Origin of the sequence: Lentzea rhizosphaerae (genome assembly GCF_042649515.1) — a bacterium.
Lineage (GTDB): Bacteria > Actinomycetota > Actinomycetes > Mycobacteriales > Pseudonocardiaceae > Lentzea > Lentzea aerocolonigenes.
Map to the genome: position 1 here is coordinate 98,544 of NZ_JBHRZI010000018.1, position 12,152 is coordinate 110,695.

The window sequence follows — 12,152 nt, forward strand, 5'->3', positions numbered from 1 at the left end:
GCAATGGACTTCACGCTCGACGAGGAGCAGAAGGAGATCCGCGACTGGGTGCGGACCTTCGTGCGCAAGGAGATCATCCCGCTGGAGCCGGAGGTGCTGCGCCGCGAACGCGCCGGCCAGCCCGGTCTGCCGAAGGACGAGCTGAAGGCGCTGCAGGACAAGGCCAAGCAGGCCGGGTTCTTCGGTGTGCTGACGCCGCAGGAGTACGGCGGCATGGGCCTGGGCGCGATGATGACCGCGCTCATCGAGGCCGAGCTCGGCCGCAGCTTCGTGCCGTTCCGGTTCGGCGGGTACGCGGACAACATCCTGTTCCACGGCAACGAGGAGCAGAAGCAGCGCTACCTGATGCCGACGATCTCCGGCGAACGCGTGTCGTGCTTCGCGATCACCGAGCCCGGCGCCGGCAGTGACGCCAAGGCCATCCGCACGACCGCCGTGCGGGACGGCGACGAGTGGGTCATCAACGGCGAGAAGACGTTCATCACGCAGGGCAACGAAGCCGACTTCGTGATGGTCTTCGCCGTGACGGACAAGGAGAAGGGCGCCGACGGCGGCGTCACGTGCTTCCTCGTCGACCGCGACATGGGCTGGAAGTCAGAGCCCATCCCGACCATGGGTCAGTGGGGTCCTGCGGCACTCGTGTTCGACAACGTCCGCGTGCCGCACGAGAACATCCTCGGCGAGGAGGGCAAGGGCTTCCACCTCGCGATGCAGTGGATCGGCCAGGGCCGTTACCTGCTGCCCGCCCGTGCGCTCGGATCGGTCGAACGCCTCGTCGAGATGGCGATCGAGCAGGCCAAGAACCGCGTCACGTTCGGCCAGCCCATCGCCGAGTACCAGGCCATCCAGTGGATGATCGCCGACTCCGCGGTCGAGATCGAGGCGCTGCGCTGGCTCGTGCTGCACGCCGCGTGGCTCGTCGACCAGAAGCAGGACTCGCGGCAGGCGCAGTCGATCGCGAAGCTCTACGGCGGCATCAAGGCCAACGAGATCGTCGACCGCGTGCTGCAGATCCACGGCGGCATGGGCTACACCCGCGAGCTGCCGATCGAGCGCTGGTACCGCGAGCTGCGGCTGCTGCGCATCTACGAGGGCACCGACGAGATCCAGCGCCGCACGATCGCCCGCAACCTGCTCAAGGGCCACGCGCACGTCCGAGGCACACTGGGTTGATGCTCCAGCACGACATCCTCGGCGTCGTCGAACGACAGGTCCGCACCTGGTCGGCCGGCGACGCCGAGGTGTACGCGGCGGCGACGGGCGGCTACTCCCCCGCGTTCGCCATCCCGCTGCTGCAGCACGGCGGCCCCCAGCTCGGGCTGACCGGTGCCGACATGACCCAGGTCCTGCACGCCGAGCAGTCGCTGTGGGTGCACCGCAGGCTCCCCGCGGACGGTTCCGCGGTCGTCACGAAGACCGTCACCGGCATCTACGACAAGGGTTCCGGCGCTCTCGTCGTCAGCACGTGGGAGTCGGAGTACGCGAGCACGCGGTCGTCGTGCTTCATCAAGGGCGAAGGCGGGTTCGGCGGCGACCGCGGCGAGACCCGCACGTTCGAGGTGCCCTCCACCGAACCGGACGTGAGCTTCTTCCAGACCTCGACGGACCAGGCGTTGCGGTATCGCGAAACCGGTGATGTGAACCCGATGCACTCCGACCCCGCGTTCGCCAGAAGGGCCGGGTTCGAACGACCGATCCTGCACGGCCTGTGCACGCTCGGCATCACCGTGCGCGGCAAGGACTTCACCGAGCTGCACGCCCGGTTCACCGCACCCGTGTTCCCCGGTGACGAGCTCCGGATCGAGCACTGGCCGACCGGCGAGTTCCGCACGTTCGCGGGCGATCGGCAGGTGCTCGTCGGATCGGTTCGGTTTTCCGAAGTGGACGGCAGCCGAAAATTCGGACGATCGGAGGCATGAGCACTGCCCTGGCAACCTTGGACTCCGGACTCGAACCGGTGCGTGTTGCGGTGGAGTCCCGCGACCTGATCAGCGCCGCCGGCGTGACGCACCTGCTGAAGAACTCACCACGGGTGCGAGTGGTGCAAGATCGCATGGACGCACATGTGTTGCTTGCTCTCGTCAACGAGCTGTGTGCGCAACAGGCCGCACGGCTGCGAGCGAGCGGTTCGTCCAGGATCGTGGTCATCGCCGCACGGGTGCACGACCTCACACCGTCGATCGCTGCACAAGCAGGCCTTCCGCTTCCCTTGCGGCGTGCGGACGTCAACGCCGAACGGCTGGTCAAGCTGCTCGTCGGCGGGCACCACGTGCAGGAGAGGTCACCGGTGCTGAACGACCGTGATCTGCAGCTGCTGCGGTTGCTGGCCGACGGCGCGACGATCGCCGAAGTCGCCGCACGGCTGTTCTGCTCGGAGCGCACCGTGAAGTACGCACTGCACCAGCTGCTGGAACGGTTCGGGCTGCGCAACCGCGTGCACGCCGTGGCGTGGGCACTGCGTTCGGGTCTGCTTTAGACGGTGCCGAAGACGGAGGAGAGCTGCACTCGCCTGCTGATCCCGACCTTGCGGTAGACGCGGGTCAAGTGCAGCTCGACCGCCCGTTGCGTGACGTTGAACCGCGTTGCGATCTCCCGGTTCGTCTCGCCGCCGAGCGCCAGCCGCACGATGCGCGACTCGTGCGGCGTCAGCTTCTGCCAGGCCGCGCACCGCAACGGCTGCTGCGACGGTTCCGCCAGCGCCGTCCGCGCGAGGCCGGCCAGTTCGGCGTCCCCCGCCTGTTCTGCGTCGGCCAGTGCGGCTCGCGGTGCGCCGAGGGCGAGGTGCATGCGTGCGCGGTGGTGCAGCAGCGGGGTGCACGCCCACGCCGGCGGCAACGTGCCCGTGTAACCGAGGCGCACCAGCACCTCCCGCGCCTCACCAGGCCTCCCTCTGTCCACACAGGACGCGACGAATGCGCCCGCACCCAGTGCCACGCAACCTCGCGCGGGTGAGGCCTCGGCGAGGTCGCGCATGAGCCGGGAAACCTCGGCGTGGTCACCGTTCTCCCGGTGCGCCCACATCTCCAGCGCCGTCAGCCAGTCGTTCTCCGTCCCGGTGAGCCGGGCGCGCAGCCGTGGCGCGAGCTCCAGCACCGCGACGGATCCGGCCTGCACCAGACCGAGCCCGGCGAGGACGACCGACGGCATCAGCAGCTGCCCGCTCTCGGGGAGGTCGCGGAGCACCTGCTCCGGGTCTTCGGGAATGACCGGCGGCCTCCCCAGAGCGCCCAGCACGTCCTCGTCGCACTGCCAGTCCAGCGCGACCGCGGCGAGCCAGTCCGCCGCGTCACCGTCGACGACGAGCGCCTGCCGTGCCAGCTCGCCCGCGCGCGGTGCGATCCCGCAGCGCAGGTGCAGGTCCGCCATCGCCACCGCCACCTGCGCCGCTGCCTCGCGGCTCAACGGCTCGCGCAGGGCGGCGCGCAGGCACCTCACCGCCTGGTCCGGTCGTCCGGCGGCCCGGTGCAGCCGTGCCGCGCTGTGCAGCACGGGAGCCACCCAGTACGCCCCGACGGGCTCGGCGCACGCCACGACCTGGTCGGCGACGCCAGCCGGTGGGTCGCAGCGCCGGTGCAGGACGTCCGCCGCCACGCGGTGCAGGCGTTCCCTGACCTCCGGCGCCGTCTCGTGCCGGATCGCGTGGCTCAACGCCGGGGACTGGAGGCGCATCGGCTCGGAAACCGCAAGCCGTGCGTCGACAAGGCGTTCGAACGCGGCGAGGGTGCGGAACGACCCCATGCCGGCGACTTCGCACAACAGGTCCAACGACGCATGGCCCACCACAGCCAGAGCGCGCGCAACGACCACCGCGTCGATGTCGAGCAACTGCCAGTGGCGTCGCACGGCCCGCAGCAGGCGTGGCAGCCGGAGTCCGGGAAGCGTGGCGCGCACCGAGTTCACGGTGAGGTCCGTGACGACGTCCAACACGTCGCTCACCACGCCCGGTGCGCCGCCGCTGTGCTCCAGGAACAACGCGGTCAGCTCGGGCGAGGGCTCGACGTCGAACCGGCGCCGGATCATCTCGGCCACCGATTCGGCGTCGACGGGCCGCAATGGAACCCGAACCGCATCGACGAAACCCAGAGAATCCGGGTCGAAGTCTCCTCCCACCACCACAGCGCCCCGAAATCGCGACAAACGTTCGCATTCCTCGGCACAAAGCTGCTCGACGTCGTCCACCACGAGCAACGTGTGGCTGTCGACCCCGGACAACGCCCGAAGACCCCGCACGGGCCGCAGCCCGCTGCGCACCGCGATCGACGACGCGACAGACAACAACGCGCTCTTGCCCATCCCCGTCGCGCCGTGCACGACGCACGACCGTGCACCACCACCGAGCGCGTCTGTCAAGACGGCTATCTCCCGCTCACGGCCCACGAGCAGGCCACCGGCCTGACGCACGACGGCGTCGACGAGGCCTGGACGAAGCGGGGCAACCATGCCATCCAGCAAATCGTCAGCGGCCCTGCGGGACCATGCAGAAGCACCGGCAGAACTTCCGCAGGTCTGCCCGTTCGCACAATTCAATTGGGAACGTCAACACGTGCCGTTGAACCGATTCGGCTTTCCTCGCGTGAGAACTGCTGAACACAGGCGAACACCTCAGGGAGTCCCCGATGCGGGTCGCGTCACGCACCGTCTTCGACTTCGTCCGGCAGAACGGCGCCACCGCGCCAGTTGAGACGGAACTGCTCTACCAGGCGGACGACCCGTTCGCGGTGACGATGAACTTCCACGCCGGCGGCTCGGTCGCGACGTGGATCATGGGCAGGGACCTGCTCGCCGAGGGCCTCGTCGCGCCGGCGGGCGAAGGCGACGTGCGGTTGCGCCCGCACGCCGGCCGGGTGCTCGTGCTGGAGCTGATCTCGGACCAGCACGTGACGGTGTTCCGGGTGCCGGCGGGCACGCTGCGGAAGTTCCTCGACGCGACCTACCGGCTCGTGCCGCCCGGCTCGGAACACTTCGACGCGGACGCGTTCGTGAGCACCGTCCTACGCTGACAGACCGATCCCGAGCGCGTCCGCGAGGTCAAGCTGCAGCTTGGTCATGCCGGGTGACTCGTGGCCCTCGCTCTCGGCCAGGGCACGCACCCGGTGGCGGATCGCGGCGTCGTGGTCGCCCATGCGGTCGCAAAGCCCGGCGAGCTCCATCAACACGGCCACCTTGACCTCCGGGTCGGACAGCGACTCCACGGCACCGGACAGCTGTTCCCGTGCCTCGGCGAGCCGTCCGGCGGCGGCCAGTGAGCGGCTGCGGGTGTGCCTGGCCATCGACCGCAGGTTCGCCGCACCCCGCCCGGTCAGCTCCTCGGCCTCGGCCACCACGTCGAGCGCCTGCTCGTGCTCGCCCGCGGCCACCAGCGCGTCCGCCAGGCGCAGCAGCAGCTGTGCCGCGTTCTCCAGGGCGACCCCGCGCTCGTCACCGCGCAACGCCCGTTCCTCCGCGACGCACGCCCGATGCGTCGCAACCGCGTCGGCGAAGCGCCCCAGCCGCTCCAGCAGCACACCGCTGTACGACATCGCGATCACCACGTTCATCGGCTGACCGGCCTCGCGGAACAGGTCCGCGGCGCGCTCGGCGTGCCTCACGCCCGCCGCGTGGTCACCGAGCCGGGTTTCGACGGCCGCCCGGTAGTAGTGCGCCCAGGCCGTCTCCGCGAGAGAGCCGCACTCCTGCGCTACCCGCAACGCCTCCTCATGCCACCGCACCGCCAGAGGGATGTTCGTGTGCCGTGCGACGTAGACCCAGCACACGAAGTTGAGTTGCTGGGCCTGTTGCTCGGCCTCACCCAGCGCGGCGGCCGCGGCGACGCCCGCCGTGTACACCTCCAGCCACAGCTCGCCGGACCCGCGGTGATCGGAGTACCAGTGCATCGACCGCGCGAGCGCCAGCACCTGCTCGTGGGCGCCGTCGTCGACGGCTTCCCGGAACGCGCCGCGCCAGTTCGCGAGCTCCTCGGACAGCCAGCGGTCCGCGCTCGCCAGGTCCGTCGCGCCCTCGTCGTCCGGGAGGAACGCCGAAGCGCACCGTTTCGCGGTGGTCAGCAGCCAGTCACGCGTGCGCAGGCGGTGCTTTTCGAGGTCCGGTTCCTCACTGTGCAAACGCTCGCGCGCGTAGTCACGTATCAGGTCGTGGAACGAGTACCTGCCGGGAACGTCCGGTCGCAGCAGGCTCGCGTCGACGAGGTCCTCCAGCAACGACTCCGCGTCGCCGGGAGCCAGATCGGTGGCGACCGCGGCGAGCGCGACGGACGTGTCCGGGCCGTGGACCAGCGCGAGCCTGCGGAACAGCATCGCGGCGTCCGGCGTGAGCAGCCGGTAGGACAGCTCGAACGCCGTGCGGACCTGGACGTCACCGGTCGCGAGCACGTCCAGGCGTTCCCGCTCGTCGGAGAGCTGCTCGGCGAGGTGCCGCAACGACGACGTGGTGCGGCCCGCGATGGCGAGGGCCAGCGGAACGCCGCCGCACAGCGTTGCGACCTCGTCCGCGGCGTGCAGGTCGGCCCTGATCCGGTCAGGCCCGGCGGTCGCGGCGAGCAGTGCGACGGCGCCGTCGTGACGCAGCGGGCCGAGGCCGAGGCGGGACCGGCAGGCCAGTCCCGCCAGAACGTTGCGGCTGGTCACCAGCACGAGCGAACCGGGGCTGGCGGCGAGCAGCGGCCGGACCTGGGCCTCGTTCCCGGCGTTGTCGAGCACGAGCAGCACGGTCCGTTCCCGCAGCATCGACCGGTACAGGCGGACGCGGTCGTCCGGGTCGGACGGCATCCGTGCGTCCGGTACGCCGAACGCCCGCATTAGCCGTGCGATCGCACGTTCTGCAGACAGCGGGGCCGGGTCCATGCCGCGCAGGTCGACGTGAAGAGAACCATCCGTGAACCGGTCGGCGAACCGGTGTGCGGCGTCCACCGCGAGAGAGGTCTTGCCCACGCCCGGAGGTCCGTGCACGACGACGACGTCCAGCACCGGCGATGCCGACGCACGGCCGATGAACTCGGCAAGCTGCTGCTGCTCTGGCTCACGGCCGATGAGGGCCTTACGGGCCGGAAGCGCGCAGTCGGTGCGTTCGGGACGTGGCTGGGCTGTGTGGGAGGACCGGGCGAGCGCCACGAACTGGTCGGCCTCGGTGCCGCGCAGGCCGAGTCCGGCCACGAGCAGGCCGACGGTCTGCGCCTGGGGAGTCTGCACCCGGCCGCGTTCGAGGTCGCTCAGCGTCCGCACACCCAGGCCGGCGCGGGCGGCGAGGTCCTCCTGCGTGAGTGCCGCGCGCCGCCGGTAGAAGCGCAGGAACTCGCTGAAGGTGGTCGCCCGCATCGCCTCACCCTCTGGACAAGCGTTTTCGCACTTCGGCGGCTATCTCGCGCGTTGCGTCGGTGTCCCACCGCTCGCACGTCGCGAGCGAGTCTCGCAGATGGCGCTGGCACGCGCTGTGGTCGCCTCGTGACTCGGCGTTGTCGGCGAGGGCCCGCAGGGTCTCGATCTCCCCGATCCGGTCGCCGGTCGCGCGGAACCCTTCGAGCGCCTGGGCGAGGTCCTCGTCGGACTGGTCGATCCGGCCCGCGGCCCGGTGAGCTTCTGCGCGATGAAACTGCGTGCGCGCAAGCCACGACGTCATCTGTGCACGCTTGTAGACGCACTCCGCCTCCGTCAGTGCGGAGACGGCGTCGTCCGGCCGATGGACGTCTATCAGCGCGAGGCCGAGCCATCCGAGCGTGCGACCGAGAGCGGAGAGTTCGTAGATGGTGTGCGCATAGGCGCGCTGCTCTCTCGCGACTTCCTCATGGGCGGCCACGGCGGCATAAGGACGACCCATTCGCCGCCACAGCACACCGAGCACGGACCGTGCGTAGTGCACGTCCTCGGGTTCGTGCATCGACTCGATGGCCTTGAGGCACACGCTTTCGGCCTGTTCGTCCTCTCCGAGCCCGCTGTGCGCGGCCGACGCGATCAGCCACACCCAGCCGAGGTGCCCGGTCTCCCCCGACGACTCGGCGAGCCGCGCCGCGCGGGTCAGCACCTCCAGCGCCGGGCCCGACCGGCCGGCCACGTCGAACAGGACCCAGCCGAGCTGGGTGAGCAGCACGATCTCCTGCCACGGCTCGCGGGCCGACGGGAGTGCGGCGCGGTAGACCCTTTCCCAGACGAGGCCCGGTTCGATGGCCGCGTAGTGCGAGAGTGCGATCACGGCGCGGACGACGTCGTCGTGCATGCCTTTGGCCTGTGCCTGCTCGACGATCCGCGGGATCAGGTCGCGGTGTTCGTCCAGCCAGCGCCTCGCCGCCGGAACGTGCGGGAACGCCCTGTCCCGCGGGCGCACACGCCGTGCGTCACCCGTCTGTCCGAAGAGGACTCCCGCGGCCACTGCTGTCTCCAGCAGCCAGGCAAGCATCTTGCGGTGCGCGTCGTCGTCGGTGGCGTCAATCAGGCCGTTGGCGAACGTCTTGACCAACGCGTGCATCGAGTACCCGTCGTCGTCGGCGTCGAGCAGACTGACGTCGGCGAGCTCCTCCAGCGCCTGTTCCGCCTCCGTCACGCCGATCCCGGCCAGCTCGGCCGCCAGTTCAGCAGTGACGCGGGTACCGACGAGCAGGCCGAGCCGCCGGAACACGAGCCGCGCGGTGTCCGGCAGGTGCGCGAGCGACACCTCGAACGCGCCCCGCACGTCGAGATCGCCCGCCGTGAGCGCGGCCAGGCGGCGTTCCCGGATCTGCTCCACCAGGTGCCGCAACGGCCAGCGCGGCCTGCTGGCGAGCCGGTTGCCCGCGATCCGCAACGCCAGCGGCGACGTTCCGCACAACGCGACGAGCTCCCGCGCGGTCTCGTGGTCGGCGTCGACGCGGGCGGGCCCGATGATCGACGCGAGCAGCTCGACGGCGGCGTCCTCGGTGAGGCCGCCGAGCCGGATCCACGTGGCGTCCTCCAGTCCGGCCAGCCGCCGTCGCGACGTCACGATCGTGAGGCAGCCCGGCTCGGCACGGAGCGTGCGGACCTCCTCCTCCGTGTGCGCACCATCGAGCACGAGCAGCAGACGCTTCCCCGCGAGCAACGACCGGTAGAGCCGCGTCTGCCCGTTGACGTCCTCCGGTACGTGCTCGGCGGGAATGCCGAGGTCCCTGAGCAACCGTTCGAGCGGCGGTGTGGAGCCGTCCAGCTCGACGAGCAGCTGACCGTCCGGAAAGCGTCCTTCGAGCAGGTGGGCAGCCCTCACGGCGAGACTGGTCTTGCCGGTTCCCGCCGCGCCGTGGACGACCACGAGCCCGCCGTGCTTCGCGGCGATCGTGGCGAGTTCGGCGTCCCTGCCGACGAGGTCCGCCACGTACATCGGCAACGACCAGACGGGATTCGTCACGGTGGCCCGGCCCGCCCTGGCTAGCCTGCGGAGCTCGGCGCGGTCGGGTTCGCCGAGGCCGAGCGCGTCGAGGAGCGCTTCGGTCGTGCGGCGCTGCGGGGAGCGGGCCCTGCCGCGTTCCATGTCGCTGATGGCGCGGACGCTGACACCGGAGCGGGCGCTGAGCTCCTCCTGGCTGAGCCCGGCGCTCTTGCGGTGCTGCAGGAGCCGGTCGCCGAACGTCATGTCTTCCGACGTTAGTGGTTCAGGCTCGTGAGCATCTGTGCACACACCCGAGAGAGGTGACGGCGCATCACCGTCGACGCCCTGGCCGCGTCGCCGTCCTCGATCGCCCTGACGAGCTCGTCGTGGTCGTCCATCGACGCGTGCTGGTGCGGCGGGTCGTCCTCGAGCGCACTGCGGAGAAGAACGACTCGCTGCTGCACGAGCCGCACCTGCTCCGCGATGTACGGGCTGCGCGCCGCGTCGAGCAGCGTCTGGTGGAACGCGAGGTCCAGCCGGTACGGGAACGGCTGCCCCGCGTGGTAGTTGCTCCGGCTCGCCGCGCACACCTCGTGCAACCGCACCAGGTCGACGTCGGTCCGCCGCGACGCCGCCAGTTCCGCGGCCGCGCACTCGAGGGCGGTCCGCAGTTCGAAGAGCGCCCGGACGTCGTCGGGACTGGCGTCGGGCACGAACGCGCCGCGGTGCGGCACCAGCGTGAGCAGACCCTCCGAGGCCAGGTGCCGGATCGCCTCGCGCAACGGCCCGCGGCTGATGCCGAGCTTCTGCGCCACCTCGACCTCGTTGACCCGTGAGCCAGGCGGGATCTCCCCGGTGAGCACCTGCTCACGCAGGACGTCCACGGCCTGCCCGGCCAGACTGAGGTGCAGGGGAGGTGTCACCTTCGTCTCCTGATCTGGACGGCACCGGCCGTCTCCTGGTTACATTATCGATGTTGTCAACTGTCGACAGTTGGCAGTTTCGTCGAGGTGCGGGAAGGGGCGACATGGGACACGAGGTAGTGGCAGAGGTCTGGCGGGGCGACTTCCTGGAGTCGGTGCACCACGGCACCGTCGTGGCCACCAACCCGTCCGGCGATCCGGTGCTCTCCGTCGGCAGGCCCGGCGACGTGGCGTTCCCCCGCTCGTCGAACAAGCCGCTCCAGGCCCTCGCGATGCTCCGCAGCGGCCTCGACCTCGACGGCGAACTGCTCGCCCTCGCGTGTGCCTCTCACTCCGGCGAGGACTTCCACGTCTCCGGCGCCCTCCGCATCCTGGCCTCTGCCGGCCTGGACGAGGACGCGCTGCAGTGCACCCCGGACCTGCCCCTCGGCGACGACGCCCGCGCCCAGCACCTGGCCCGCGGCCTGACCGCCGCGCCGAAGTACATGAACTGCTCGGGCAAGCACGCCGCCATGCTCGCCACCTGCGTGACCAACGGCTGGTCGACCTCCGACTACCTGGACCCGACGCACCCGCTGCAGGTAGCGACGCGCAAGACCATCGAGGACGTGGCCGGCGAACCCGTGGCCCAGGTGGGCGTGGACGGCTGCGGCGCCCCGATCTTCGCCATCAGCCTGACGGGCCTGGCCAGGGCGTTCGGCCGCCTGGCCGCCGCCCCGGAAGGCACCCTGGAACACCGCGTCGCCACCGCGATGAACACCCACCCGCAGTGGGTGGGCGGCACCGGCCGTGACGTGACCGTGCTGATGGACGCCCTGCCCGGCGTCATCGCCAAGGACGGCGCGGAGGGCGTCTACGCCGTCGGCCTCCCCACCGGCGAGGGCGTGGCGCTGAAGATCGCCGACGGCTCCTCGCGAGCCCGCGCGGTCGTGATCGTCGCGGTGCTCAAGCGACTCGGGGTGGACGTGAGCGCGATCGAGGACCTCGCCACCGTGCCGGTCCTGGGTCATGGACGTGCAGTTGGCGCCGTCAAGCCGTCACTCGCCCTGGCCTGTTGATTCGACGTTGACGGGTCAACACGGGTGTGTACCCGTCAACATGTTTCTTGATTGCTCAAGCGCCCCAGGTGGATGTCAGCAGGTCGCCGGCCTCGCAACAGTCCGGTCCTGGGCGATGGACGCGCGGCCGAGCCCCCGTGTCAAGTACCGGGTTTGATGGAGACTGGATTAGTTGGTTTCCAGGGTTGCGGTGACCGGATGGGTCATCGCGTGCAGTGCTTCGTACTCGGCGGGCGGCACGTGCCCGAGTTCGCCGTGCAGGCGTCGGTTGTTGTACCAGTCGATGTACTCGACGGTGGCGATTTCGAGGTCGTCGATGCCGCGCCACGGGCCCTTGTTGCGGACGAGTTCGGCTTTGTACAACGAGTTGAACGCCTCGGCCATCGCGTTGTCGTAGGAATCTCCTTTGCTGCCAACGGATGCGACCGCATCGGCTTCGGCGAGGCGCTGGGTGTAGCGCACCGCCCGGTACTGCACGCCGCGGTCGCTGTGGTGGACGAGTCCGGTCAGGTCACCGCCAGTGGACTGGCGGCGCCAGAGCGCCATCTGCAGCGCGTCCAGCGCAAGATCGGTGTAGAGGCTGGTGGCGACCTGCCAGCCAACGATCAGGCGGGAGAAGACATCGAGTACGAACGCCGCGTAGACCCAGCCGGCGGCGGTGCGCACGTAGGTGATGTCCGCAACCCACAGCTCGTTGACACGCGTCGCCGTGAAGTCACGTTCCACCAGGTCTGCGGGCCTGCTGGTCTCCGCCGCCGGTCGTGTCGTGCGCGGCGACTTGTCGCGCAGCAGGCCACGCAACCCAGCCTCGCGCATGAGCCGCTCGACCGTGCACCGGGCCACGTCGATGCCCTCGCGGTGCAGC

General features: G+C 70.3%; 10 protein-coding genes. 5 read left to right on the plus strand and 5 right to left on the minus strand.

The window, feature by feature from the left end; all coding sequences use genetic code 11:
- The first annotated feature begins 3 nt into the window (after positions 1 to 3).
- The 3 genes from ACFOWZ_RS23955 to ACFOWZ_RS23965 are packed head-to-tail and all read left to right on the plus strand — an operon-like array spanning position 4 to position 2,476.
- Entirely contained in the window at positions 4 to 1,173 is a 1,170-nt protein-coding gene (locus ACFOWZ_RS23955) for an acyl-CoA dehydrogenase family protein (RefSeq protein ID WP_382376029.1), read from the plus strand.
- Complete coding sequence (locus ACFOWZ_RS23960; protein WP_382376031.1) at positions 1,173 to 1,919, plus strand: MaoC/PaaZ C-terminal domain-containing protein; 747 nt, start codon at positions 1,173 to 1,175, stop codon at positions 1,917 to 1,919. Before ACFOWZ_RS23955 ends, ACFOWZ_RS23960 begins: the two co-directional genes overlap by 1 nt.
- Positions 1,916 to 2,476, plus strand: coding sequence for a LuxR C-terminal-related transcriptional regulator (locus tag ACFOWZ_RS23965; protein WP_382376033.1), 561 nt, complete (start codon positions 1,916 to 1,918; stop codon positions 2,474 to 2,476). The genes ACFOWZ_RS23960 and ACFOWZ_RS23965 overlap by 4 nt, the downstream gene beginning before the upstream one ends.
- Here ACFOWZ_RS23965 and ACFOWZ_RS23970 read toward each other — a convergent pair.
- A complete protein-coding gene (locus tag ACFOWZ_RS23970) occupies positions 2,473 to 4,440 on the minus strand; it encodes a helix-turn-helix transcriptional regulator (RefSeq protein ID WP_382376035.1) in 1,968 nt (655 codons plus the stop codon). The genes ACFOWZ_RS23965 and ACFOWZ_RS23970 overlap by 4 nt on opposite strands.
- A gap of 176 nt (positions 4,441 to 4,616) precedes the next feature.
- Between ACFOWZ_RS23970 and ACFOWZ_RS23975 the strand changes: the two genes are divergently transcribed.
- Positions 4,617 to 5,000 (plus strand): SsgA family sporulation/cell division regulator, encoded by a 384-nt coding sequence (locus ACFOWZ_RS23975; protein ID WP_382376037.1) that lies wholly within the window; start codon positions 4,617 to 4,619, stop codon positions 4,998 to 5,000.
- On the opposite strand, the gene ACFOWZ_RS23980 is transcribed toward ACFOWZ_RS23975, so the two are convergent.
- The 3 genes from ACFOWZ_RS23980 to ACFOWZ_RS23990 are packed head-to-tail and all read right to left on the minus strand — an operon-like array spanning position 4,992 to position 10,229.
- Positions 4,992 to 7,310, minus strand: coding sequence for an ATP-binding protein (locus tag ACFOWZ_RS23980; RefSeq protein WP_382376039.1), 2,319 nt, complete (start codon positions 7,308 to 7,310; stop codon positions 4,992 to 4,994). The two genes, ACFOWZ_RS23975 and ACFOWZ_RS23980, sit on opposite strands and share 9 nt — an antisense overlap.
- Before the next feature lie 4 nt (positions 7,311 to 7,314).
- Positions 7,315 to 9,570, minus strand: coding sequence for a helix-turn-helix domain-containing protein (locus ACFOWZ_RS23985; protein ID WP_382376041.1), 2,256 nt, complete (start codon positions 9,568 to 9,570; stop codon positions 7,315 to 7,317).
- Between the two features lie 11 nt (positions 9,571 to 9,581).
- Complete coding sequence (locus ACFOWZ_RS23990; RefSeq protein ID WP_030471918.1) at positions 9,582 to 10,229, minus strand: GntR family transcriptional regulator; 648 nt, start codon at positions 10,227 to 10,229, stop codon at positions 9,582 to 9,584.
- A gap of 104 nt (positions 10,230 to 10,333) precedes the next feature.
- On the opposite strand from ACFOWZ_RS23990, the gene ACFOWZ_RS23995 reads away from it, so the two are divergent.
- Positions 10,334 to 11,287 (plus strand): asparaginase, encoded by a 954-nt coding sequence (locus ACFOWZ_RS23995; protein WP_382376044.1) that lies wholly within the window; start codon positions 10,334 to 10,336, stop codon positions 11,285 to 11,287.
- Positions 11,288 to 11,455: 168 nt separating this feature from the next.
- Here the strand turns inward: ACFOWZ_RS23995 and ACFOWZ_RS24000 are convergent.
- Positions 11,456 to 12,152: IS3 family transposase (locus tag ACFOWZ_RS24000; protein ID WP_382376046.1), on the minus strand; the 697-nt coding region annotated here is incomplete at its 5' end.

What these genes read in the sequence shown, in the direction of transcription:
- ACFOWZ_RS23955 (WP_382376029.1), top strand. Translation starts at nt 4, where the DNA reads ATGGACTTCACGCTCGACGAGGAGCAGAAGGAGATCCGCGACTGGGTG.
- ACFOWZ_RS23960 (WP_382376031.1), top strand. Translation starts at nt 1,173, where the DNA reads ATGCTCCAGCACGACATCCTCGGCGTCGTCGAACGACAGGTCCGCACC.
- ACFOWZ_RS23970 (WP_382376035.1), bottom strand. Translation starts at nt 4,440, where the DNA reads ATGGTTGCCCCGCTTCGTCCAGGCCTCGTCGACGCCGTCGTGCGTCAG.
- ACFOWZ_RS23980 (WP_382376039.1), bottom strand. Translation starts at nt 7,310, where the DNA reads ATGCGGGCGACCACCTTCAGCGAGTTCCTGCGCTTCTACCGGCGGCGC.
- ACFOWZ_RS23965 (WP_382376033.1), top strand. Translation starts at nt 1,916, where the DNA reads ATGAGCACTGCCCTGGCAACCTTGGACTCCGGACTCGAACCGGTGCGT.
- ACFOWZ_RS23975 (WP_382376037.1), top strand. Translation starts at nt 4,617, where the DNA reads ATGCGGGTCGCGTCACGCACCGTCTTCGACTTCGTCCGGCAGAACGGC.
- ACFOWZ_RS23995 (WP_382376044.1), top strand. Translation starts at nt 10,334, where the DNA reads ATGGGACACGAGGTAGTGGCAGAGGTCTGGCGGGGCGACTTCCTGGAG.
- ACFOWZ_RS23985 (WP_382376041.1), bottom strand. Translation starts at nt 9,570, where the DNA reads ATGACGTTCGGCGACCGGCTCCTGCAGCACCGCAAGAGCGCCGGGCTC.